Source organism: Vibrio sp. Hep-1b-8, assembly GCF_006124995.1.
GTDB lineage: Bacteria > Pseudomonadota > Gammaproteobacteria > Enterobacterales > Vibrionaceae > Vibrio.
In genome coordinates this window covers 1-23,573 of sequence record NZ_QEWN01000001.1, presented here as the reverse complement: position 1 = coordinate 23,573, position 23,573 = coordinate 1, and the positions used below count along the sequence as shown (strand labels likewise).

Genomic DNA, 23,573 nt, shown 5'->3' with positions numbered 1-23,573 from the left:
TTAATTAGCCCAGAGGCACAGACGAATTACACCACATTTGAATCGGTTATCAAACGAAAGTGTTAAATAAACACCAAGTAACTTTATCGGCTTTCCACCGTTCGTCTATTTGATGCTAGTATTGGCCAGACAAGAATTCAAATAGCCAAAAAGGGAACTCAATGAAAGTCATTTCCTTCAACATCAACGGACTTCGCGCCCGCCTGCATCAACTCCAAGCAGTTATCGACAAACATCAGCCGGACGTCATTGGTCTCCAAGAGATTAAAGTTCACGATGAAGCATTTCCATTAGAAGATGTTGAAGCCATGGGTTACAAAGTCTACTTCCATGGTCAAAAGGCGCACTATGGCGTTGCAATGCTATGTAAAAAAGAACCTTTATCCGTTCAGAAAGGCTTTCCGACAGACAGTGAAGATCATCAAAAACGCATGATCATGGTCACGATTGAAGACGATAATGGGCAGCCAGTTACCATTCTCAACGGTTATTTCCCTCAGGGTGACAATATTAACCATGAGAGCAAATTTCCATACAAGCGCCAGTTTTACGCTGATCTCATGACTTATCTCAATGACCACCATAATAATGAAGAACAGTTGGTTGTGATGGGCGATATCAACATCAGCCCAATTGATGCCGATATTGGTATTGGCGAACCTAACCGTAAACGTTGGCTACAAACGGGTAAGTGCTCATTCCAACCCGAAGAGCGCCAATGGCTTAAGACATTACTTGATTGGGGCTTTGTTGACACCTTCCGTCAGATCCACCCCGACGTAAACGACCGCTTCTCGTGGTTTGATTACCGTTCAAAGGGTTTCCCAGATAACCGCGGCCTACGTATTGATGTGGTACTAGCGACGCCTAAGCTGGCAGAGAAGTGTATCGAGTCAGACATTGACTATGAACTACGCGGGATTGATAAACCGTCTGATCACGCGCCGATTTGGTCGACGTTTGAATAGAGAGAAGTGAAGCGCTCTAAACTCTCGCAAACAAAAAGGGTTGGTGCGTAGCACCAACCCTTAAGTCGTATGTCGGAGCGAAGCGTTCTAGCCTCTCGCAGGGCGAAGCCCGCTCTCGAAGCTATACGTTCTCTATCAAATCTCGATAAAGTCTGCTTCTACCGCTGGATTCACATCCGCGTCGTAATCAACACCTTCAACACCGAAACCAAACAGTTTCAAGAACTCTTCTTTGTACTCAACGTAGTCAGTAAGCTCTTTTAGGTTCTCTGATGTGATTTGTGGCCATAGGTCACGGCAGTGCTGCTGAATGTCATCACGTAGTTCCCAGTCATCCAGACGCAGACGGTTCTTGTCATCCACTTCAGGTGCTGAACCATCTTCTTTGTAGAGACGCTGGCTGAACATGCGGAAGATCTGTTCCATACAACCTTCATGCACGCCCTCTTCACGCATTTTCTTAAATACCATCGCGATGTAAAGAGGCATTACCGGAATTGCAGAACTTGCTTGAGTAACGACAGACTTAAGAACCGCTACGTTTGCTGTTCCACCTTGAGCTGCTAGTTTCTCGTTAAGAGCGGCAGCAGCGCGGTCTAGGTCCATTTTCGCTTTACCTAGCGCACCATCCCAGTAGATCGGCCAAGTGAGCTCAGTACCGATGTAGCTGTACGCAACCGTCTTACAACCGTCTGCTAGAACACCCGCTTCAGAAAGAGCATTGATCCACAATTCCCAATCTTCACCGCCCATAACCGTAACAGTGTCGTTGATCTCTTGCTCAGTTGCTGGCTCTACGCTCGCCTCAATGATCACGTCTTTGTTTGTATCTACCGCAGTAGATGTGTACGTATCACCGATAGGTTTTAGAGATGAACGGATCACTTCACCCGTTTCTGGCATCTTACGCACTGGAGAAGCCAGTGAGTAAACCACCATATCAATCTGACCTAAGTCTTCTTTAATCAGATCGATCGTTTTCTGCTTAGCTTCATTTGAGAAAGCATCACCATTTAAGCTTTTTGCATAAAGACCTTCTTCACGCGCAAACTTTTCAAAAGCAACTGAGTTGTAAAAACCCGCTGTGCCAGGCTTCTTCTCCGAACCTTCTTTCTCGAAGAAAACACCAATAGTAGAAGCACCGCCACCAAATGCCGCAGCGATACGAGAAGATAGGCCGTAGCCACTTGAAGCACCAACAACAAGTACACGTTTAGGTGCATCTTTGATTGGGCCTTGTGCTTTAGTGTAAGCAATTTGTTCTTTTACGTTAGCTTCACAGCCCATTGGGTGCGTAGTAGTACAGATAAATCCGCGAATTCTAGGTTTGATGATCATATTCAACTTCCTTAACAAAACCCCGCTAGGATAAAAGTTTCACCCGCAGTTCGCATCTAATTTCTGTAAAAATGTCGGTAAAATGCAAGTGGTTGGAGCACTTTCAGTCAGGATTATTAAATTGTGCACAAAATAAAGGCACCTACTGGAGGTGCCTTTAAAAATGAGCAAGTTTTTATCTAGAGTAGACGAAATCGTCTAGATCACGCTGCACTATCAAGCTTTGCTTTTGACTTTTTTGTCTCACCATGAGTACGAACTTCGCTGAAATCATGGCTAAAGTGGTCAACTTGAATCGCTTTGTAACGCAATTGGTCTGCTGCTAGAATTTGATCAACTTCTTCCTCTGTTAACACATCGGCTTCAAGCGCTTGTGCCAGACGATCTTTCAGTAATCCTTTACGAGCCACTTTACCCTCTTTCGCTGCGCGCATCAGTTTACGCTCCAACCCCTTCACACCATACATCGCGAGGAATGCATTCTCCATCAGACCAACACTGTCGTTTTCATCTTTGCCTATGTAGCAAAGGTGAGTCAATCGGTCACGATGAGCGCCAGGAGTCATTAAACTTTCAGCCAATCGAACCGTTAGGTTGTCGCTTGGTTTCTGGTAGTGGTTGCCGAGTGGGAAGATCAAGCCTTTCAATAAACGACCAACGGCCTTTTGCGGGTAGTTGGCAAACGCTTCCTGCAGAGACTGGGCAGCATGGTACAAACAGTGCTGCACAGCATAGTGAACATAATCTAGGTCTTGTTGCTGACGACCTTCATCTTCATATTTCTTCAGTGCCGCTGATGCCATGTACAGGTAAGCAAGCACATCACCTAAACGAGCTGAGATCATCTCTTTACGTTTCAGATCACCACCCAGTGTAGCCATCGCGATATCGGCACTTACCGCCAAAGCGCGACTCAAACGAGTCATCTCTTTGTAGTACTGTTGAGTCGGACCGCTCATGCTGGCTTTAATAAAGCGTGAACCAGTCAATGCCGCGCCAAACGCACCAAAGGTGTTCTTCATCGCATGACCTATATGCTTGAACAGCAGATCGTCGAACTCTTTTGCGCCTTGCTTCTCATCTGGGTTAGCCGCAGCTTCCATCTCTTTGAGTACGTAAGGGTGACAACGTGTCGCACCTTGGCCAAAGATCATTAAGTTACGAGTCAGAATGTTAGCACCTTCTACCGTAATCGCGACTGGAATACCAAGGTATGGCGCCGCCAAATAGTTCATTGGGCCATCTTGAATCGCGCGACCTGAATGGATATCCATCGAGTCATCTAGGATCTTACGCGCAATTTCCGTCATGTGGTATTTAGCAATCGCGGTGACGATTCCCGGCTTCTCTTTTAAATCAAGCGACGTTGTCGTTAGTGTTCGGCTTGCTTCAAGAAGGTAAGTTAAACCACCGATACGGCCTAACGCTTCTGCCACACCTTCAAACTTACCAATCGACATACCGAACTGCTTACGAACGTACGCATAAGCACCCGTGGTGCGAGCAGTTAAGTGTCCCATTGCCGTGCCTAGCGCTGGCAGTGAAATACCACGGCCTGCTGACAAACACTCAACCAACATACGCCAGCCTTTACCCGCATAATCTTGACCACCAATTAGCCACTCCATCGGAATAAAGACATCTTTACCGCGCGTTGGACCATTCATAAACGCGAGACCAAGTGGATCGTGACGCTCGCCGATCTCAACACCTTTGTGGTTGGCAGGGATAAGGGCACAGGTAATACCCAGCTCTTTCTTGTCTCCCATTAAACCGTCTGGATCGTACATTTTGAATGCCAGACCAAGAACTGTCGCAACAGGCGCTAGCGTGATGTAGCGCTTGTTCCAGTTCAGACGAATACCTAGAACTTCTTTGCCTTCATGTTTGCCGTAACAGACAATACCGTCATCCGGAATACCACCAGCATCTGAACCCGCTTCTGGACCAGTCAACGCAAAACAAGGAATATCTGTACCGTTAGCGAGACGCGGTAGCCAGTAATCTTTCTGCTCTTGAGTACCGTAGTGGGAAAGAAGTTCACCCGGACCTAACGAGTTTGGCACCATCACAGATACGGCAGCACTGATACTGCGTGTCGCGATGCGAGATACGATAGTTGAGTTCGCTAAAGACGAGAACTGACGACCACCGTACTCTTTAGAAATGATCAGAGAGAAGAAACGCTCTTTGCGTAGGTATTCCCACACTTCGGCTGGTAGGTCGCGATCTTCTTTCACAATTTTATGATCGTCGAGCATCGCCAACAGCGTTTCGAGCTCATTGTTCATGAACGACTGCTCTTCTGACGTCAGCGTAGGTTTCGGGTACTGATGCAACTTATTAAAGTCTGGTCGACCAGAGAACAGCTCTCCGTCCCACCATACGCTACCCGCTTCCATTGCTTCTTTCTCAGTGCTAGACAACGGAGGCAGCACTTTTTTAAACATTTTGAAAGCTGGGTCACTTACCCATTTTTGTCTTAGAGAGCTCATAATCAGATCCTTTTGTTCACTGTAGGGTGGTCCAATATTTTTGTTATTTGTCTAATCAGTTTATTCCGCAGCGACGCCTGCTGCTAAATATGGAATCAGTTGGTCAACGACAGATTTTGCATCCATCGCTTTACCGTAATCATTTTCTGCGATTTCCAGTAAGGCCTGACTTGAAGCCATGGTGAATACGCAAGTACCTAAGGTAAAGTGCAAACGCCAGAACAACTCTTCCTGAGTTAGTTTTGGATTCGCCTTCATTACCGATTCGGTAAACAACGATAATGTGTCTTGATAACGAGTGGTGATAAACCAACGCAAGTGTCCCTGAACATCGGTGTAACCACGACCAATTAACAACATAAAGCGACTGGTTCCATTCGGTCTTACGTCATTTAAGTTACGTAATGGAGAGCGTAAAGACTCAAACACATCCGCCATCTCATAGCTGTCATTCAGATTGAGATTAATCAGTGCATCCTGTACCGCAGGCATAAAAGCCTCCAGATAACGATTCAGTACCGCTCGAACCAAGGTTTTCTTATCACCAAAGTGATAGTTCACCGAAGCCAGGTTTACGCCAGCTTTACTGGTAATTGTTCTTAAAGAGGTATCTTTAAAACCGTGTTCTGCAAACAAGGCTTCCGCTACATCAAGGATTTTCTCTTTGGTTGAGTTTCTCGCTGGCATTTCAATCACTCGTATTAAACAACTGTTTGAAATATACAGCTGAAACACAAAAGCAACAAGTTATTAACATCACACTTTTTAGCATTGGTCTGACCAGCACTCAAAAGACGGTGGTAACAAGCTGAATTGACGGGAATAAAATAAAATTAAAAAAATTTGGGAACTGTTTTGAATTTGCTCGGTCTGAATAGGTGTAGTTAGCAGAGTGTTCGAGGGTTTAACAACCCGATAAGTTTACAGGCCGTCAAACTTGTTTTCTTACTGAAACTACTAATTTACGCTGCTTTTTCTTATTAACTCCTATGTTTAATTGTATCCGCCCAGAGCCCCTTTGCTCCGGGCTTTTTTTATTTAGTGCGCTTTTTAAGCACCACTCGCGGCATCACTAACCCCGAGACTCTTGATGGCCCGCCCGATAAAATTTTGATCTAGATTGGTACAGCACAATAGTGATCCGTTAATATGATCGCCCATTTGGTTCACTACTTCGAACGATGAAACTCGCCAATACGCCAATTACTCAACATCAATTTGATGACATTCCTTTTTTCCTTAAGCGCGATGATCAGCTCCACACGCATTTCAGTGGGAATAAAGCGCGAAAATTTATGGCCGTATTGGAGCAAGATTACCCTGCAACTCGAACCTTGATCAGCTATGGTAGCGCACAAGCAAACTCGCTCTACTCTCTAGCGGCTTTAGCATCAATCAAAGGCTGGACGTTAGAGTTTTACGTTGACCATCTACCGCAGTGGTTAATCGATAGGCCGATGGGTAACTATCGTGGTGCTCTAGAGCTCGGGGCTAAGGTGATTGCAACCTCAGAGTACCACCTTCATCCCAAAGACTTTATTGAGCAAATGCGGCAACCGGATAGCAGTTGCCTTGTGATAGAAGAAGGGGGACGCTCGACTCTGGCTCGTTCAGGTATTGAACAACTGGCACAAGAAATACTCTCTTGGACTCGCTTTGAACCTCACAATCAGTTTGTTGTTGCTTTGCCAGCGGGGACTGGGACAACAGCACTATACTTGCATAAGTTCCTTAAGCCACATTCCATACCCGTTATCACCTGCCCTTGTGTCGGTGGCAAAGAGTATTTAATCAAACAATTTGAACAACTTGGTGAGAGCGACTTTCCACACATTCTGGAACTGGACCATAAGCACCATTTTGGCAAACTCTATCGACAAGATTATCTAATTTGGAAACAGCTTCTCGAAGATACCTCTATCGAATTCGATCTCCTCTATGACCCTATGATGTGGCAGTGTCTACAATCGTGGTATAAAGAGAATCAAGATAAAACCATCATCTATGTTCACCAAGGTGGCTTACTTGGAAACGAAAGCATGCTACCTCGTTACGAACGTAAATATGGCCCTGATTTGGGAGAGAGTCTATGAAGTCGTACCTACCGCTGCTACTCGTTGTAATGCCATTTTCAGCACAAGCTAATACGATTAGCACCACAGCAAAACCCATCATCGCAGTGAATGCCGGCGAGATTGGAAAACGCGTTTGTTACTATCAGGATCAAGCCTATTCTGACGGCGCTATCCTTCAGGTTGGTGAACATTACATGATTTGTTCGGCAGCTAACGATTTCGAGACAAATGGTGCACTAAAGTGGTCCCCTTTAGCGGAACACAGCGAGAGTTCTACCAGCAAAGAAAAACCTAAGGCCAAAGCGGTCAAACGCTACTCTACCAACGAATAAGGACTCATGTTGATCACACCGATTGCTGTGCGTCTCACCAAAGGTGATGACTTAAAACTTGCCCTTCAACGACTGGTCACTCAGCACCAAATTCGTGCTGGAAGTATCGCCTCTTGCGTCGGCTGCTTTACGCATCTCAAACTGCGCTTAGCTGGTGCGACTGAGACACTGCAACTTAATGAGCCGCTAGAGATTGTTTCCGTTATGGGTACACTGACTCCAGACCACCAGCACGTTCATCTTTCTGTCTCACGCGCAGATGGTTCAGTGGTTGGTGGACACCTACTGGAAGGTTGCCTGATTGATACCACGGCTGAACTGATTGTTCTCCAATACCATGAGCTTAATTTCAACCGAGAATACGACCCACAGACTGGCTATACTGAGTTGCACCTTGACTCTTCGAGCCAATGAAAAAAGGCTCCATGAAACATGGAGCCAGGAGCATAAATAGTTCGGGGGAACTATTTGACTAAATTCCTTAACGCTTTGACTGAATCAGGGCCGCTGCATTGTGCATCGCATCTTTGGTACTCACGTCTATAATAGCAATGTTCTTAAACCTTTCTGGCTCTTTAATCGCCACATCATGAGCAAATATCACCAACTTAGCGCGGGCAATATCGCGCTCGGTAATGCGATTGTTAATCCCATCTGCACCTTGGGTTTCTACCTTGATTCTCACCCCGACGGCGTTGGCAGCTTTCTCTAGTGACTTAGCCGCCAAAAAGGTATGCGCCACCCCAGACGGACATGATGTCACCGCCAGTACATCCGCCTCACCTTCTCCCTGAACCGAAGAATACACACGCTTCAACGAGCCGTATTCATCTTCGTCTTTAACATTTTTCTTCAGTAGGATGACGATACAAGCGGTCGTCAACGAGCCAGCGAGCGTACCAACGATATAACCGAGTTTGCCATCAACGACAGGCAAAACTATCCAACCACCCCATGGCGCATGATTGAGTACGTGGAACATAAAGCCAATCACGTTACCCACAATACCCCCCAGCACAATTGCAGGTAACACACGCGCAGGATCGGCAGCCGCAAAAGGAATTGCCCCTTCACTGATGCCAATCATGCCCATGATCCCAGCAGCCTTGCCTGCTTCACGCTCGTCACGCTTAAACTTCTGTGGCGATAGTAGCGTTGCGAGTGCCAACCCAAGCGGTGGGGTACAGATTGCGATGCCAACCCCTCCCATTAACCATGGCTGTGTATTCACTTGTGTTTGAGCAAACAGAGTAGCAACTTTATTAATAGGGCCACCCATATCAAAAGCGGTCATGGCACCCAGCACCATACCTAACACGATCTTGCCTGAACCTGCCATATCCGTCAGTAGGGTGTTAAGCGAATTCATGGTTGATGAGATAGGAACGCCAATCACCCACATTACTGCACCGCAGGTGACAAATGTGCCCACCAACGGATAGATAAAGATACTGCCGAGCGAAATCATGCTTTCCGGCAATCTAATTTTCTTCAGTAACCACACCACATAGCCAGCGAAAAAGCCAACCACTATCGCGCCGAGAAAACCCGTGTGGTACTGGTCAACGGCGACCCAAGAACCAATCATACCCGGTGCGAGTCCCGGCTTGTCAGCAATGGAGTAGGCGATATATCCACCAAGCACCGCAGTAAATAGTGTCAGACCGGCAATACCCATTTGCGCCATATCCGCCAGCATCCCTTTCTCTGGCACAGCACCATGCCCTGAGATCATTACCGACAGCGACAACAGAACGCCACCCGCGACGATAAATGGAATCATGTGTGACGTACCAAACAGCAGATGCTCTTTAACCCGAGCAAGTTGATGCGCCACTAGACTTTGTGACTGGAAATGGGATTCCTGCAACAGGTGTTGGTGTGACAACGGATCATCAATCTGCTCATCAATGATCAACGCAAGGGCCTGCTCAACGCTCTGTGCCTGTTTAAGCTGTTCAATAAACTCAGGTTCAATTAACTTACCAGATAGCTGTGCTAAGACTTCGATGTGATGATGATCATCACCGTCCGGCGAAGCTAACATAAAAAATACAGCCGACAGCTCGCCATCTTCAGCGCCGTAGTCAATACCCGAGCGGCTAATGCCAATCGCAACCGCTGGTTTTGCTACCGCACAGCTCTTTGCGTGGGGAATGGCAATCCCCTCTTCAAACCCTGTATTTCCAATGTTTTCACGCGCCCATAGATCAGCCAGAAACTGCTCTTTATCGGCAAGTTTTCCCGCCTTATCTAACATACCAACCAACTCTTCGAAAACTTGCTGCTTAGTGGTCGCTGTTAGCTCCAAACAGAGAGTTTCCGCTTGGATTAGGTTTGTTATGTCCATTGTCTCTACCTGCCGTACTCGCGCTCGAATATAGATTAATCAGCCCTATCTGTCAGAGATATAGGACTAAAACCGCATTAACTGGATTATTGTAACACTGACATGAAAGTGTGAAGTGTATCGGTGAATTTATTGTTCCGTGCCAATGAAATCTCAATTCGCTGTGCTAATATCCGCCAAAATACCACAGAGATTGACTATGAAAATTATTGCTGTCACTGCCTGCCCAACAGGCATTGCACATACCTATATGGCAGCAGATGCGTTAAACAAAGCTGCGCCGAAATACTCTGTTCAGATTAAAGTCGAGACCCAAGGTGCAATGGGTATCGAAAATCTTCTGACGCCGCACGACATCGCTCAAGCAGACAAAGTGTTAATCGTATCTGACATTGAAATTGAACAAGCTGCGCGTTTTGATAGCATTCCGTGTATCCGACTCTCGATAGAAGAAGTGCTGCTCAATGTGGATAAAGTTTTTATCACTCACTGCCGCGCATAACCCCACCCATGACTGAATACCAGATAACGTTTCTTGTCAGTAACACTAGCGCCCCGGCTCACGTCGCTCAGCCACTGCGTAGATTGGCGAAAAAGTTTAAAAGTTCGATTCGAATCATCAACATCACTCGCAATCGAAGTGCCGATTTGACCAAGTCAGTGGCTCTGCTTCAGGCCGGACTTGTTGAAGGGGATCTGTGCCAGATCACCGCCTTTGGCATTGATGCTGAACTGGCATGCTTCGTGATTAAAGATGTTGTTGCGGAACACTATGATCTGGTTGGGGCGCAAATCAACCACCAGTTCTCTAACCAACTTGCTAAGCGTCTGCCACAGTTAAATACACCGAGCCCCGTGGAGTGGCACTACGCTAAAGCACATACCGCGTTGACCAAATTTGAGTGTCTCAAAGGCCTCGCACAACTGATCCACCCGATAAATCCTGATGAGCTTATTCTGGCATTTATCAAACGTGAAGAGCGCTCTTCTACCTGTATCACCGCTGGTATTGCCCTGCCCCACGTGATGTTCGAAAACAAAAGCATCAATCATATTTCTATAGCGGTTATCAGTAGTGAAACACCAATAGACTGGGCTTCTCAAGTCGGCCAAATTCATCTAGCAATAGCACTGGTGATGCCTTCCTCGCCAACTCGCGATCAGATTGTCACCGCGACCAACCTAACCCGTAATCTGCTCTCTGGGCAGCTGGCTGAACGTTTGTTAGTGACCAAAAGCAGCATCGAACTTCAAGCCTTGTTGATGTATTCAATGTCGAGACTGATTGGATAGCGGTTAAATTGAGCCTCGATAATCGGAAGGGGTTCTGCCCGTGCGATTTTTAAATACCCGACAAAAGTAGTTTACATCCTTAAATCCGCAACGAACCGATACTTCATTCAGTTTAAAGTTGTATTTCTTGAGCATGAATTTCGCTCGATCTATCCGTACCCAAGTAATGTAATCGGCCAAGGTCATATGACCCTGCTGACGGAACAACCTAGATAAGTGATTGGACGAGATGCTAAAGCGTTCCGCAATGCTATCTCGAGTGATCTGTCGATGGAAATTTTCCTGAATATAGATACAAATCCCCTGATAGAGATCCTGAACACGGTTATGTGATTTCTCTTCCGGCGCATCAAGCATGGTATTGCAGTCTTGGAGCAATGCTTGAAGTAATAACTCATCCATCGGTTGTTTGATGCTTTCTCTCGCCAGCGAACTCAGGGCTTCTAGGATATTGTCGATAGCAAAGCCCGAACGGGTTTGTAAACTATGCTTCTGAATATCATAGAAACTCTCTTCACCTTTTCGCTTACTCACTAAGCTAAGCCCTAATTGTCGGCGACCAAAAAGAATGCTCAGCACAGAACAGTTAGTATCCCAATCTGGCTTGTTCCAGCAGTTTGGCGGAATAAAAATCGCATCGCCCGCCTGAGCAACGATCTGACTGACCTTACGTTGATGATCTTCCATCTCATTGATGTACTCACCTTCAAGCACCAGTTCCAAACGTGGAAAGTTAACCTGATAACTGCACTCTGGTGGAGTATGAAAGTCACCCGCAAACCAAATATTGTGAATTGGTTTACGTTCATTAAGTACCGCACAAATTAAATCTTGGAACATCATCTTTGGCCCCTCAACAGGACATTCTCTCTACTACACGCACAGGTATACCCCGTGATGAATCACGGCGCTACTGAGCAAAGTCACACTTCCATATTAATGATACAAAAATCCAGCAAAAGCAATAATTTTATAGTTAGACAATCATAGATTAACAAACAATAAGGCGACCAATCACACCATAAGTTAATGTTTTAAAAACATTTAACATCAACAATCCCATAACACAACGGCGTTCAACCACGATCCAAATCACATCACGAAAATACAGTTACAATCGTCTAGTAAATGCATTTTTTCTTCACTACAGGACTTTCGCCTCGCCTTTCACAATACCCCTAGTAAAACAATAAAATGATAGGGGTTCCTAATGATCACCAAACTCATCAATGAGAATTTGATTGCGCTCAATCTTAATGCGCAGTCCAAAGAAGAGGTTTTTAACGAGCTAATCGAGATCCTGTACGCACAGGGTCGTATTTCAGACAAAGAACAGTTTCTTGCTGATATCAAAGCGCGTGAAGAACTTGGCAATACAGGTTTTGAACAAGGCGTCGCACTGCCGCACGCTAAGAGTTCTGCTGTCATCGAGCCCGCAGTGGTTATCGGTGTACATAAAACAGGCATCGACTACGGCGCTGAAGATGGGCTTGCTTCGAAACTGTTCTTTATGATTGCTTCACCAGACGGAGGAGACAATCACCACATTGAGGTTCTGGCTGAACTCTCTTCTAAGCTGATCGAGCCAGGTTTTATTGAACAGTTTCTCGATTGCCAAGATAACCATGCTGCGCTGGAACTTTTACTGACAAAACAGCCTGAAACGGCATCGAACCAAGCCCCAACCAAAGGCTTGATTATCGGTGTGACCGGTTGTCCTGCAGGTGTTGCCCACACTTATCTAGCAGCAGAAGCACTAGAAAAAGGGGCGGCAAAGTTAGGATACGAAATCAAGGTTGAAACGAATGGCTCGATCGGGGTCAAAAATAGTCCGAGCGAAAAAGAGATTGCACAAGCGGAAGCGGTTGTTGTTGCCTGCGACAAACAAGTCGATATGGCTCGCTTTGCTGGTAAACGCGTGATCAAAACTAACGTTAAAGCGCCTATACGCGATGCCGAAGGACTGATTCAACAAGCACTATCTGCACCAATTTACCAAGCAGAGCAAACACAATCGACCCAGTCTGTCGCAGACAAAGCCTCACAAGCTCGTTCCGATCTCTACCGTTACCTGATGAACGGCGTATCACACATGATCCCGTTTGTCGTAACGGGTGGTCTATTAATCGCTCTTGCCCTAGCCATTGGTGGTGAGCCGAGTGAATCGGGTATGGCAATTCCTGCCGGTAGCATGTGGAACCAAATCCTTGAAGTGGGCGTGGTCGCTTTCACGCTGATGATCCCGATCCTAGCGGGTTACATTGCTTATGCGATTGCTGACCGTCCTGCCCTAGCCCCTGGCCTGATTGGCGGCTGGATTGCAAATAACGGTTCATTCTATGGCGCTGAAGCGGGTACTGGTTTTATCGGTGCTATCGTAGCCGGTCTGCTTGTGGGTTACTTCGTTAAGTTCATTACTTCAATCAACTACCACAAATTCATCCAGCCGCTTGTACCTATCATGATCGCTCCGATCACAGGTTCACTGTTTATCGCTGGTCTGTTTATCTTTGTTATCGGCGCACCGATCGCCGGACTAATGGATGGCCTGACTGCAATGCTAACCAGCATGAGTACGGGTAACGTCGTTCTACTCGGTATCGTTCTTGGTGGTATGGCTGGCTTCGATATGGGTGGTCCATTCAACAAGGTCGCATTCCTATTCTCTGTCGGCATGATTGCTAGCGGTCAAACTCAATTTATGGGCGCAATGGCGTGTGCAATCCCAGTCGCTCCACTTGGTATGGCGATCGCAACCGCAGTTGGCCGTAAGTTCGATCTGTTTGAATCCTCTGAAATCGAGGCAGGCAAAGCAGCTGGTGCAATGGGACTTGTGGGCATTTCTGAAGGTGCGATTCCGTTTGCCGCTCAGGATCCGATGTCAGTTATCCCAGCGAACGTACTTGGCTCTATGGTGGCGGCAGTAATGGCGTTCTCATTCGGCATCACCAATAGCGTGGCTCATGGTGGTCCTGTTGTCGCACTGCTTGGAGCGATGAACTTCCCTATGCTTGCTCTGCTATCAATGGCGACGGGCGCATGTGTTACTGCAATGACATGTATTGCGCTTAAAAATCTGCGTAAGGCGAAGCTAGCCGCTGCAACCGCTTAAACCGCTCTCCCCCTTATGGCTTGAGTGGTTTCATCCTCAAGCCATGTTTATTTCATGGTGACTTCTATGTCTGATTTTTCTATCTCGAATGACTCTCTTATTCGACAAGTCTTCTACCCTATGACTAACGTTATCCAGAATTACGCATGGGGTAGCCGCTGTTCTTTTGCTCAGCTATTTGGTATTTCCAATCAGAGTGGAGAACCCCAAGCCGAAATCTGGATGGGTGCCCATCCCAATGGCTGTTCTACCGTGAACACCGAGGGTGAAGAGACAAAACTCTCCAATCTAATCTCACAAAATTTAAGCCTGTTTCTCAGTGACAAAATTGCCAAACGCTTTGGTGAGTTACCCTATCTGTTTAAAGTGCTTGCAGCGGAAAAAGCCTTGTCGATTCAGGTTCACCCAAACAAACAACAAGCGGAACGTGGCTACCAGTTTGAAGAGCAGCAAGGGGTCCCGCTCACAGCTGGCAACCGCAATTACAAAGATCCTAACCACAAACCGGAGCTGGTCTACGCGCTAACTGACTACACGGCAATGAATGGTTTTAGACCGATTAGCGAGATCCTTGCCCATTTTAACTACCTTGATATTCCTGAACTCACGTCATTGGTTCACGACTTAGCAGGCGATCAAACACCGAATGGTTTAGCGAGCTTTTTCTCGGGTTTGTTGTCACTGCAAGGTGAGCAGAAAGAAATAGCGTTGATGATGCTAATCATGAAAGCCAAATTATCACCGACCCCGCTGTTTAACCTGATCAGTGAGCTTGAAGAGCAATACCCTGGTGATGTTGGTCTTTTCGCTCCATTAATCCTAAATGTGATTGCGCTAAAACCCGGTCAAGCGATGTACTTGGATGCAGAAACGCCCCACGCCTATATCAAGGGGACTGGGCTTGAGATCATGGCCAACTCAGACAACGTATTGCGTGCAGGTCTGACACCAAAATATATGGACGTAGAGGAACTGGTCTCCTGTACCAAATTCAATGAAAAACCTATCGACAGACTGCTACTGCAACCCCTTGAGCAAGATGGTGTGATGGAGTATCCGATCCCAGTTGAGGACTTTAAGTTTGCCATCCTCAGCAACTCCCACCAGCGCGAGATTAAAACCGAAGGTGCCGAGATTCTGCTGCCGCTGGATGAGGCTATGACACTGACGCACCAGTGCGGTGAAAGCTGCGTGATTGACAAAGGCCAGTCGGTATTTATTCCAGCCTATGCCAACAGTTACATCGTTGACTGCAATGGGCGTGTAGCACGCGCGTATAGCTAAGTAAAAAAATCACTTTGCACCAATGTAAAATGCCTCGCGACTGCGAGGCATTTTTGTTTTCAACCGTTCACAAGGCACTGAATCTATTAATATTTATGACTAACATCACAAGAATGTCATTCACGAATAATGACGCTAATCACAGTTAGATTTGCTGGATACAAATGTACAGTGAAAGGCTTTTTTTTACTATTTCGCCACTGGCCACAATCCATTAATTTTTAACTCAGAAGTTCAATAAAGATTGAGTTAAATAAATGATCACAAAACTAACTAACGTCAGCCTAATTAACGCCAACCTTCAAGCAAATAATAAACAACAAGTGTTTGAAGAGTTAGCCCAAATGTTATTAAGCGACCAGCGTATCAATAACAAACACGCGTTCTTAAATGATATCCATCATCGCGAGTCACAAAGCATTACGTCAATGGACGGCATCGCCTACCCACACGCTAAAAGTCAAGCAGTGACAGAACCAGCAATCGCTGTTGGCGTAAAGCGCGAAGGTATCGATTACGGCGACGAAGACGGCATCAAACCGACCGTATTTTTTATGATCGCCTCTCCGGATAACGGTGCGGATCATCATATTTATGTTCTACAAGAATTATTTGGAAAATTCAGTGATGAATTTATTCAAGATATTCACAACGCAAAAGACCAACAACAAATCCTAGATATTTTAATCAATTCATAAGGCGTAGTAACTATGAGTACCCTAACAGCTCAAGCTACAAACAATAGCGACTTTAAAAAACTACTTAGTACCATGAAAGGCCACCTTTTATTTGGTACCTCTCACATGCTTCCGTTCATCGTTGCCGGTGGTGTATTGCTGGCACTGGCGGTCATGGCATCAGGTAAAGGTGCGGTGCCTGCTGACGGCTTACTGGCAGATATCTCAAACATCGGCATTAAAGGCTTGGTGCTTTTCCCTATCATCCTTGGTGGCTTTATCGGCTACTCCATTGCCGACAAACCTGCCCTTGCGCCAGCTATGATCTCATCTGGTATTATGGCGGATATGGGCGGCGGCTTCCTAGGCTGTATCGTGGCTGGCTTTATCGCCGGTGGTGTGGTGTTCCAACTTAAAAAGATCCCTCTTTCAGCCAACATGACCGCGCTAGGCGCGTACTTTATTTACCCTCTGATTGGTACGCTGATTTCTGCAGGCATCGTACTATGGGGTATCGGTGAGCCAATTAAGATCTTTATGGCTTCAATGAACGAGTTCTTGGCCTCGATGGCTGGTGCTTCTAAAGTGGTGCTAGGTACCATTCTAGGTGGTATGACAGCGTTCGATATGGGTGGCCCAATCAACAAAGTGGCCACACTGTTCGCTCAAACTCAAGTAGACACACAACCGTGGCTAATGGGCGGTGTAGGTATCGCAATCTGTACGCCTCCACTCGGTATGGCACTGGCTACTTTCCTATTCAAGAAGAAGTTCACTAAGCAAGAGCAAGAAGCCGGTAAAGCAGCCGCTATCATGGGTTCAATTGGTATCTCTGAAGGTGCTATCCCATTCGCAGCAAACGACCCAATGCGCGTTTTGCCATCCATCGTTGCTGGCGGTATCGTAGGTTGTGTGTTCGGCTTCCTCACTGACGTACTACTGCATGCACCATGGGGCGGTCTGATTACTGCGCCAGTCTCAAGCAACATTCCAATGTATGTGATCGGTATTGCACTGGGCTCACTAACAACGGCTCTTATTGTGGGCTTCTGGAAACCTGTCGCTGAAGAAGAGACGGAAGAGACAACAGTCGAAGCGACTCCTGCACAAGTAGCTCCTGTTGCGGGTGAGGGCGAATACGACATCGTAGCCGTCACATGTTGTCCATCAGGCGTGGCGCATACCTTTATGGCTGCTAAAGCACTAGAAAAAGCAGGCGCAGCAGCTGGCATCAAGATTAAAGTAGAGACACAAGGTCAAAATGGTATCCAGAACCGCATCACCGACCTAGATGTCGCTAACGCGAAGTTGGTTATCTTAGCCCACGACATTCAAGTTAAAGACGCGCAACGCTTCGCTAACGCCAATGTGATTGAATGCTCAACTAAAGAAGCGATGAAGAAAGCCGCACAACTGATTCAACACTAATCAATATCCCTCTGAAATCTAGCGCCCTAGCACTCTGCTGGGGCCTTTGATGTATGGCATCAGTCGCCGCGAGTGATACAAATATCCCGCCCCATAGACCTTACTCTTTAGTGTTAGTTTGATCAAATGCACTTAATCGCTGTGCAACAAAATGTATCAACTGAAATTATGAGCTACATCGCCACAGATAAAAGAAGAATTGCTACATTCCAATTAAACGTCAGAAATATCAATAATTATAACTCTAAGGGGCTAACTATGAGGCTAAGTAATCTCTCTATCAAATCAAAGCTCGCATCCATCGTGGTTTTATCGGCAATACTCATTGCCATGGCTTGTGCCTATAACCTGATTCTACAACGCAACTCTTCCATACTAGAGCGTGAAAGCAAACTTAGCGCCCAAGTAGAAGCAGTAGTCAGTTTAGCAAAGCACTATTACGATCAGCGCCAACTGTTAGGAAATGATGTTGCGAAGCAACAAGCTCTACTTGCAATCGAAGCGCTTAGATATGACAGCAACAACTATTTCTGGATTCTGAATCAAAACCTCACGGTCGTGCTCCACCCTATCAAGCCAGAGCTTAATGGTAAAAGTGCGGAAAACTTTCAAGACGGCGGTGGCAAATTCCACTGGCGTGAGATGGTTTCGATATCCAAATCGCCAGCTCAAAAAGGCTTTCTTGAGTATCAGTGGAAAAGCCCAGACGGAGAGCTAAAAGATAAAATCTCTTACGTACAATTGTTTCCTGAGTGGAACTGGATTATCGGCTCCGGAATCATGGTTGCCGACATTCAAGAAGCGTTTTATGCCTTGGCGATTAAAGAAGCGATTGTTGCCCTTCTCTTATCTGCGTTACTGTTTGGCATGGGATATATGATTTCCAACAACATTTTGATCCCACTTCATCGACTGATTGATCACACCCATTTGATTGCCGATGGTGATTTACGAGTTCGTATGAACATGAAGCGCAAAGACGAACTTGGCGACATGAGTAGCCAGATTAATAAAATGATGGACAAACTCCAGTCAACATTACGTACGGCGAATGAGTCTGCGGCTCAATCTAGCACCATGGCATGCCAAATTGCTCAGGCTAGTGAAGAAGCCGCTACCAGTGTCAATTCACAACACGCTCAACTAGAGTTGCTCTCGACCGCGATGACAGAAATGAGCGCCACCATCTCGGATGTTGCGACCAATGCTGAAAACACCGCCGCGAGCACCAACAAAGTCGTCGACCATGCACACAACAACGACGAGACAATGAAGCGTACTTCGGAGTCAATTGCACATGTGTCTGATAATATCTCAGTAGCGAACGAGCTGGTGCGCGACCTGCAATCTGGCGTCCAAGAGATCAGCAATGTGGTCGGTGTGATTCGAGAGGTGTCTGAGCAAACTAACCTTCTAGCGCTTAACGCTGCAATCGAAGCCGCACGAGCGGGTGAACAAGGTCGTGGATTTGCAGTTGTGGCTGATGAAGTCCGCAACCTCGCGAGTCGCACGCAAAACTCAACCAACGAAGTGCAACAGACCATCGAAAAACTCACACGCCAAGCAGAGAAAACCTTCGCGGCGATGCAAACCAGTAACGAAAACGTTGAGGAGAGTGTTCGAGCTTCAGAGAATACACGCAAGCAGCTTGATTTAATCGTTGATGAAATGCAAAACGCCAATGATATGGTGGCTCAAATTGCCGCAGCCTCAGAACAGCAAAGCGCTGTTGCGACCGAAATGAATGAAAACGTCACTGGCATCCACTTGGCTGCTAACGAAGTATTGCACGCTTCTCAGTCGCTCGCGGAAGATAGCCAGTTAATGGCGAATACCGCAGAGCACCTTACCGCCCAACTGAGATACTTTAAGGTTTGATTCGTCGCCAGTGACAAATACAAATACGCCTTTAGCAACACGAATCGCCCTCGGTTAAGCCGCTATTGGGGAAACTGACGATGGAATCGTTCAATCAAGAAATCGATAAACAGGCGCAAGCGCTTAGGTTGATACTGACGACTCTGATAGATGACGTTTAAGTCTGCGCCTGCTTGCGATATAGCACGCTTCAACAAAAAGTCTGTGTTGGCTGAGTTAGAACCAAGGTTGGGTAACTGAGCAAGAATACTTCTAAGCACCTTAGTTTAAATCACAAAGGCCTGTTCACTCAGGCCTTTGATGGAGGCGTCGAATCATAGTGTTTGGGAAAGCAAAAGAACAGAAGATAAGCATCAATAGCTAAGCTAAATATCTGTATTGTATTATTTGGCAAAAAATCAGCGAAGAAACTTTCAAAAAATATCACTTCAACTTTCAAACCATTATGGTTCATTCCATAATTAAATATTGAGTAATACTGTGCTCCAATTGCTATATATAACGAAACATATAAGTAGTACTGAATTTTGGCCAACCTACACTTCTTTATTTTCCTAGCAGTAACCATTATCATTAGTGATATTAATATAAATATTACAATATTAATCATTTATAAAGCTCTTTATGTAACTGATCAACAGTCATCCCATCACTAAAAGCACTAGCACCAAGAGATATCTTACTAGCAGCCTGATACCCTCTTAGATAATCTTCAGCACTATACCTAAATAACTTAAACTGCTTGGCTTTTCGGGTTCTTGTCCATGGCATCGGATTCAAGTTAGGTTTGGAGGCAATCTGGTACGCCTCGGAAGCATTTTTAACCGTAGTGCTTTTAGCGAATGCCCCATAAGCAGACAAGGCTAAATCTGCCCCATAGTAGGCAATATCACCGTGAGATTTTGAGTAACCTAGCGATTCCGCTGCATGTTGATAACCTTTGCGAACTGGCCCTGTTGCATTCTCATCGCCATCCCAAAAGTACTTGCCATTTTCATACAGATTGTTGGTGCCATGAGCCATCATTGGACCACCAATTAAGCATAAGACCGCCGCTGAGGCGTAACATATTCCGGCGCCTGTTGTTACCTGCATGACACCAGCGACAAAGCCAATCCCTTTTTTAAAGATCAAGTTACCTTGCTCGATAAGACTTTGTTTTTCTTTTTGAAGCTCTTTGAATACTGTCTCTTTGTCCTTCTTACCGCTTTTATAATCGTTCACCAGACATTGCTCAAACCGGGTCGACTTCACGAACAAACTGCATCTTCAGACCGCCATTCGAGATGTGGCGATGTGAAAGCGTAACAGCTTGCATAGTGAGCCCTTTAGCGGCTTTTTCGACTTCACGAATGTCCCATGAGTCTGGCGCGGTTTGGTTTCTCATCCTAAGTATCTATCCCATATTTGATAACCTTCTGTGCCGGCCATGTTATGTTTCCAGATTATGTCGCGGTATGTGAGATGGAATATCTCAGACATATCTTCATCTCCGGAAGTAAGTACGTTTGGTTGATCAAATGACAGAGAGGTAATCAACGCATCAACTAATTCAATCGTGTAGAAGTTTTCGTTATGACCATGCTCATTGGTTCGATAAAATTTGATAGTGCATTGCAAATGCTCTTGTTTGGAAAGGGCGTTGCCAAGTAATGGCGAAGACTTATCTACGGGTTTGGTAATCGCCACTTCCGTTGGGCCTCCCTGCTTGTTTAAGGTGAAGTTACAAGCCAGAACCGTGATTTCATCTTTATGAGATTCTTGAGCCTTGTTGCCGATTGAATCTTTGGTGTTACAGCCTTGAGAGATACAGTATTGTTTTTTACCCATGATAGATAAGTATGCCGTATGAGCCATAATTTACTCGTTTATATTTATGGGACGGTAAACATATCGTATATCAATAGATCCGTTATGGACGACTGCTAACTGGCGGGATTTGAAGCAATATTCATTAATTACGCGGAAATCACCTTAAAATGGTATGGAAAATCAGATATCTGCACGGGTGGCAAATCATGCTAAACACCCATGCGCTCCTTTCAGGTTGGATGAAGGGAACATGAGCAAGTGCGCTTTCAGGAACGCAGATTACCTCCCCTTAAACAACTCACCTCGGTGATGTGCCAGATATGGTTTATGCTCACGCACGATCCTAAACGACATATCGTCTCTTAGGCCGATGACTTCTGGCGCTTCAAGATACTCTGAGATAAGAACCTTGCCGTTGTCGTCAAAGGAGATAAAACCGAGGTCAAACGCTTTATCTAAGTTAGCGAGCAGCAGCAATCCGTTGAACTTATCCAGCCTTTCTTTATTGTTTGAAGCGCGCCAAGGTTTTATATGGGAAGCGAGCAAAAGTTGTGTGTTGCGATACCCTGTAACGGCACAGCCTCCCCACATCTGCACCAACTGAGATCTAAAGTGACCTTGACCCATTCTGGTTTTGACCATGATGCTTTTTTCGGTATCAGTTAGCTTTTTGTCTACCATGACCTGCCGAATGTCTGCGTTCACATCTATTTGAGCTAAATCGGCTAGGAACTTGTTGTAATGGGTCAGCGCAGCGCTGTACATTCCTTTACCCTTGCGATCCGTTAGTTTAAAAACCTCTAGCTGTCTGACTTTCTCTTCATACTGAGTAAATCGACGGTAGGAAGTCACTTCGGTCAATGGCTCACAGATTTCCCCCGTATCCATTAACCAGTTTGAAATTGAACCACGAATTGCTCCAAGATAATTTTTTGCGGTTTTCTCCGACTTACCAATATCCATCAGCCACTGATAGTAAAGGGATGCAAAGTCTGTAAAATTTGAAACCAGCGCTTCTTTCAGCTCATTGCTAACGATAAAGCTTTTCATATCGTTAAATAGCTCATCGTCTAGGTACGCATAGGCGATCGCTTTTGAGGAATAGCGACTGGTCGTCATTTCGTCATAGCCAGCGTGATAGGCGAGGTGCCAGAATCCCTCGTCTGACAGGAGACTGCACAATGCCTTTATAGCGATAGATCTTTGCTGAACGGGAAGATGCATCCAAACCGCCGACAACAGAACTAAGTCATACTGCTTTTCTAGCTCTATCACGTGTTTTAAATAAGGTAATGAGTCATGTAACCAGACGACTTGCTCCGAACAGTTATAGTTGCCGATCTCAAGCAATCTAGTTGATGGCTCAACAGCAAACACTACACAACCACGGGCGCTCATCCACCTTGCATCTCTTCCAGAACCAGCGCCAACATCCAAAACAACATCACCCGATTGAGGCCAATATTCAGTCCAAGACTGGTGAACAGATTCGAATTCTAGGGAATCGTATTGCTGAGCTAGCTTTGAGGCATTGTTGTTGTAAAAAGAAGTAGTTGCGGACATATATCAAACCAAGCATCACTGTTCCTGCATGATATACGGCTAGGTTGCATAAGGCGATAAAGTATTAGAAATGAATTAGATTCTGTGATGAAAATCTTATACAAAAGCCATCCGCAGAACTGTGAACGCCGTAAATCTAGAGTGATGTTTAAGCGCCTACTCGGATCACAAATCAAGCATATGTTGCTCTGGAATAACGCCACTAAAGATACGAGCGTGGTAGTATTTGTTAGCTCCATTGTGAGCTATTGCTATCTTGTAGAACCTTCAGATATGAAAAAGGCCTGATAAATCAGACCTTTTAGAATGTGGGAGTGAGACGTCAGACCTTGGTATTTAACTAATTGATTCAAATGAATTTACAACAAGGAACAAATGAAAAGTATTACTATAGGAATTACTTGGTGAATATCATTAGATTTTAGAACGACACCGGAAAATCACCAATGTATCGGATCGTACAGTGATACGAGTGGCTAAGAAGTTGGCAAATGAGCGTTCATTGGGCTTCAATCCCCCTAAACAAGATTAGAAGTATTGTCACTCTTGGTTTACCCCTGCTTTAAGTGCTATCACTTACGCCATGATTAAAGCGCTGAACAAACTTACAGGGCTTGGTATGCCTGAAACTCAGTGTGTTGTATAAGAATCAATCAATTGCAGGCAGTTTGGTTCTCTGACCAAATTACGCAAAGCCGTAGAGACAAAAGGCAACACTAAATAAACAAGGCGACAAACTAAGTTAAATGTTTGTCATATTTGAATTTTAGCCAATCAATAACGTTCGCGTGTGTGTATTATCCCTATCGACATACAAGAAACTAAGAGACGTTATTCAAATGAAAAAAACACTACTCACGTTATCACTATCTTTCCTTACACTAGGTAGCGCCTACGCATCAGAATGGGGTTATGATGATCAGCATGGGCCTGCGCATTGGGGAACATTCGCACAAGATTGTTCGATG

At 45.6% G+C, this 23,573-nt stretch carries 20 protein-coding genes and 1 pseudogene; 11 read left to right on the top strand and 10 right to left on the bottom strand.

Translation table 11 applies throughout. The features are described 5' to 3' along the window. Nucleotides 1-161 precede the first annotated feature (161 nt). The gene (gene xthA / locus DA100_RS00105) at nucleotides 162-968 is read left to right on the top strand and encodes an exodeoxyribonuclease III (protein ID WP_138970279.1); all 807 of its coding nucleotides are present in this window, start codon (nucleotides 162-164) and stop codon (nucleotides 966-968) included. Nucleotides 969-1,103: 135 nt separating this feature from the next. On the opposite strand, the gene fabV is transcribed toward xthA, so the two are convergent. The 3 genes from fabV to DA100_RS00090 form a co-directional block, all read right to left on the bottom strand. Beyond that, complete coding sequence (gene fabV / locus DA100_RS00100) at nucleotides 1,104-2,306, bottom strand: enoyl-ACP reductase FabV (RefSeq protein ID WP_138970278.1); 1,203 nt, start codon at nucleotides 2,304-2,306, stop codon at nucleotides 1,104-1,106. A gap of 203 nt (nucleotides 2,307-2,509) precedes the next feature. Further along, a complete protein-coding gene (locus DA100_RS00095) occupies nucleotides 2,510-4,801 on the bottom strand; it encodes an acyl-CoA dehydrogenase (RefSeq protein WP_138970277.1) in 2,292 nt (763 codons plus the stop codon). Between the two features lie 60 nt (nucleotides 4,802-4,861). Further along, nucleotides 4,862-5,488 (bottom strand): TetR/AcrR family transcriptional regulator, encoded by a 627-nt coding sequence (locus DA100_RS00090; RefSeq protein ID WP_171052106.1) that lies wholly within the window; start codon nucleotides 5,486-5,488, stop codon nucleotides 4,862-4,864. 494 nt (nucleotides 5,489-5,982) lie between these two features. Between DA100_RS00090 and DA100_RS00085 the strand changes: the two genes are divergently transcribed. Genes DA100_RS00085 through DA100_RS00075 form a run of 3 tightly spaced genes read left to right on the top strand, consistent with a single transcriptional unit; the run spans nucleotide 5,983 to nucleotide 7,622 of the window. After that, the gene (locus DA100_RS00085; RefSeq protein ID WP_138970275.1) at nucleotides 5,983-6,894 is read left to right on the top strand and encodes a 1-aminocyclopropane-1-carboxylate deaminase/D-cysteine desulfhydrase; all 912 of its coding nucleotides are present in this window, start codon (nucleotides 5,983-5,985) and stop codon (nucleotides 6,892-6,894) included. Then, the gene (locus DA100_RS00080) at nucleotides 6,891-7,208 is read left to right on the top strand and encodes a DUF1496 domain-containing protein (protein WP_138970274.1); all 318 of its coding nucleotides are present in this window, start codon (nucleotides 6,891-6,893) and stop codon (nucleotides 7,206-7,208) included. Before DA100_RS00085 ends, DA100_RS00080 begins: the two co-directional genes overlap by 4 nt. A 9-nt stretch (nucleotides 7,209-7,217) precedes the next feature. Beyond that, nucleotides 7,218-7,622 (top strand): PPC domain-containing DNA-binding protein, encoded by a 405-nt coding sequence (locus DA100_RS00075; protein ID WP_138970391.1) that lies wholly within the window; start codon nucleotides 7,218-7,220, stop codon nucleotides 7,620-7,622. Nucleotides 7,623-7,689: 67 nt separating this feature from the next. Here the strand turns inward: DA100_RS00075 and DA100_RS00070 are convergent, their stop codons facing one another. Further along, entirely contained in the window at nucleotides 7,690-9,558 is a 1,869-nt protein-coding gene (locus DA100_RS00070; RefSeq protein ID WP_138970273.1) for a fructose-specific PTS transporter subunit EIIC, read from the bottom strand. Between the two features lie 199 nt (nucleotides 9,559-9,757). Between DA100_RS00070 and DA100_RS00065 the strand changes: the two genes are divergently transcribed. Both DA100_RS00065 and DA100_RS00060 read left to right on the top strand, forming a co-directional pair. Continuing rightward, nucleotides 9,758-10,060, top strand: a complete 303-nt coding sequence (locus tag DA100_RS00065; protein ID WP_138970272.1) for a PTS fructose transporter subunit IIB — start codon at nucleotides 9,758-9,760, stop codon at nucleotides 10,058-10,060. Between the two features lie 8 nt (nucleotides 10,061-10,068). Then, nucleotides 10,069-10,851: a PTS sugar transporter subunit IIA gene (locus DA100_RS00060; protein ID WP_138970271.1), complete on the top strand. Its 783-nt coding sequence runs from the start codon at nucleotides 10,069-10,071 to the stop codon at nucleotides 10,849-10,851. A 3-nt stretch (nucleotides 10,852-10,854) separates the two neighbouring features. Here DA100_RS00060 and DA100_RS00055 read toward each other — a convergent pair whose 3' ends face one another. Further along, on the bottom strand, nucleotides 10,855-11,694 hold the full coding sequence (locus tag DA100_RS00055; RefSeq protein ID WP_138970270.1) for an AraC family transcriptional regulator: 840 nt from the start codon (nucleotides 11,692-11,694) through the stop codon (nucleotides 10,855-10,857). 367 nt (nucleotides 11,695-12,061) lie between these two features. Between DA100_RS00055 and DA100_RS00050 the strand changes: the two genes are divergently transcribed. The 5 genes from DA100_RS00050 (at nucleotide 12,062) to DA100_RS00030 (ending at nucleotide 19,230) form a co-directional block, all read left to right on the top strand. Next, on the top strand, nucleotides 12,062-13,963 hold the full coding sequence (locus DA100_RS00050) for a fructose-specific PTS transporter subunit EIIC (protein WP_138970269.1): 1,902 nt from the start codon (nucleotides 12,062-12,064) through the stop codon (nucleotides 13,961-13,963). A gap of 66 nt (nucleotides 13,964-14,029) precedes the next feature. Next, nucleotides 14,030-15,247 (top strand): mannose-6-phosphate isomerase, class I, encoded by a 1,218-nt coding sequence (gene manA, locus DA100_RS00045; RefSeq protein WP_138970268.1) that lies wholly within the window; start codon nucleotides 14,030-14,032, stop codon nucleotides 15,245-15,247. Nucleotides 15,248-15,504: 257 nt separating this feature from the next. Further along, nucleotides 15,505-15,945 carry a fructose PTS transporter subunit IIA gene (locus DA100_RS00040; protein WP_138970267.1) on the top strand — a complete coding sequence of 147 codons (441 nt, stop codon included), beginning with the start codon at nucleotides 15,505-15,507 and terminating at the stop codon, nucleotides 15,943-15,945. Between the two features lie 12 nt (nucleotides 15,946-15,957). Beyond that, nucleotides 15,958-17,352 carry a fructose-specific PTS transporter subunit EIIC gene (locus DA100_RS00035; RefSeq protein ID WP_138970266.1) on the top strand — a complete coding sequence of 465 codons (1,395 nt, stop codon included), beginning with the start codon at nucleotides 15,958-15,960 and terminating at the stop codon, nucleotides 17,350-17,352. 258 nt (nucleotides 17,353-17,610) lie between these two features. Further along, nucleotides 17,611-19,230, top strand: coding sequence for a methyl-accepting chemotaxis protein (locus DA100_RS00030; RefSeq protein WP_138970265.1), 1,620 nt, complete (start codon nucleotides 17,611-17,613; stop codon nucleotides 19,228-19,230). A gap of 62 nt (nucleotides 19,231-19,292) precedes the next feature. On the opposite strand, the pseudogene DA100_RS00025 reads toward DA100_RS00030, so the two are convergent. From DA100_RS00025 to DA100_RS00010, 5 genes and pseudogenes are all read right to left on the bottom strand, one after another. Further along, nucleotides 19,293-19,415: pseudogene (locus tag DA100_RS00025) on the bottom strand (LysR family transcriptional regulator); the annotation flags it as partial. Between the two features lie 421 nt (nucleotides 19,416-19,836). Then, complete coding sequence (locus DA100_RS00020; RefSeq protein ID WP_240800858.1) at nucleotides 19,837-20,454, bottom strand: DUF4225 domain-containing protein; 618 nt, start codon at nucleotides 20,452-20,454, stop codon at nucleotides 19,837-19,839. A gap of 10 nt (nucleotides 20,455-20,464) precedes the next feature. Next, nucleotides 20,465-20,617, bottom strand: a complete 153-nt coding sequence (locus DA100_RS21185) for a hypothetical protein (protein WP_240800857.1) — start codon at nucleotides 20,615-20,617, stop codon at nucleotides 20,465-20,467. Further along, nucleotides 20,614-21,087 (bottom strand): Hcp family type VI secretion system effector, encoded by a 474-nt coding sequence (locus tag DA100_RS00015; RefSeq protein WP_138970264.1) that lies wholly within the window; start codon nucleotides 21,085-21,087, stop codon nucleotides 20,614-20,616. Before DA100_RS00015 ends, DA100_RS21185 begins: the two co-directional genes overlap by 4 nt. A 234-nt stretch (nucleotides 21,088-21,321) precedes the next feature. After that, nucleotides 21,322-22,605 carry an HNH endonuclease gene (locus DA100_RS00010; RefSeq protein ID WP_138970263.1) on the bottom strand — a complete coding sequence of 428 codons (1,284 nt, stop codon included), beginning with the start codon at nucleotides 22,603-22,605 and terminating at the stop codon, nucleotides 21,322-21,324. Between the last annotated feature and the right edge of the window lie 968 nt (nucleotides 22,606-23,573).

Bases quoted from the DNA above. Each gene is read 5' to 3' on its own strand.
- xthA (WP_138970279.1), top strand. From the start codon at position 162: ATGAAAGTCATTTCCTTCAACATCAACGGACTTCGCGCCCGCCTGCAT.
- fabV (WP_138970278.1), bottom strand. From the start codon at position 2,306: ATGATCATCAAACCTAGAATTCGCGGATTTATCTGTACTACTACGCAC.
- DA100_RS00095 (WP_138970277.1), bottom strand. From the start codon at position 4,801: ATGAGCTCTCTAAGACAAAAATGGGTAAGTGACCCAGCTTTCAAAATG.
- DA100_RS00090 (WP_171052106.1), bottom strand. From the start codon at position 5,488: ATGCCAGCGAGAAACTCAACCAAAGAGAAAATCCTTGATGTAGCGGAA.
- DA100_RS00085 (WP_138970275.1), top strand. From the start codon at position 5,983: ATGAAACTCGCCAATACGCCAATTACTCAACATCAATTTGATGACATT.
- DA100_RS00080 (WP_138970274.1), top strand. From the start codon at position 6,891: ATGAAGTCGTACCTACCGCTGCTACTCGTTGTAATGCCATTTTCAGCA.
- DA100_RS00070 (WP_138970273.1), bottom strand. From the start codon at position 9,558: ATGGACATAACAAACCTAATCCAAGCGGAAACTCTCTGTTTGGAGCTA.
- DA100_RS00065 (WP_138970272.1), top strand. From the start codon at position 9,758: ATGAAAATTATTGCTGTCACTGCCTGCCCAACAGGCATTGCACATACC.
- DA100_RS00060 (WP_138970271.1), top strand. From the start codon at position 10,069: ATGACTGAATACCAGATAACGTTTCTTGTCAGTAACACTAGCGCCCCG.
- DA100_RS00055 (WP_138970270.1), bottom strand. From the start codon at position 11,694: ATGATGTTCCAAGATTTAATTTGTGCGGTACTTAATGAACGTAAACCA.
- DA100_RS00050 (WP_138970269.1), top strand. From the start codon at position 12,062: ATGATCACCAAACTCATCAATGAGAATTTGATTGCGCTCAATCTTAAT.
- manA (WP_138970268.1), top strand. From the start codon at position 14,030: ATGTCTGATTTTTCTATCTCGAATGACTCTCTTATTCGACAAGTCTTC.
- DA100_RS00040 (WP_138970267.1), top strand. From the start codon at position 15,505: ATGATCACAAAACTAACTAACGTCAGCCTAATTAACGCCAACCTTCAA.
- DA100_RS00035 (WP_138970266.1), top strand. From the start codon at position 15,958: ATGAGTACCCTAACAGCTCAAGCTACAAACAATAGCGACTTTAAAAAA.
- DA100_RS00030 (WP_138970265.1), top strand. From the start codon at position 17,611: ATGAGGCTAAGTAATCTCTCTATCAAATCAAAGCTCGCATCCATCGTG.
- DA100_RS21185 (WP_240800857.1), bottom strand. From the start codon at position 20,617: ATGAGAAACCAAACCGCGCCAGACTCATGGGACATTCGTGAAGTCGAA.
- DA100_RS00015 (WP_138970264.1), bottom strand. From the start codon at position 21,087: ATGGCTCATACGGCATACTTATCTATCATGGGTAAAAAACAATACTGT.
- DA100_RS00010 (WP_138970263.1), bottom strand. From the start codon at position 22,605: ATGTCCGCAACTACTTCTTTTTACAACAACAATGCCTCAAAGCTAGCT.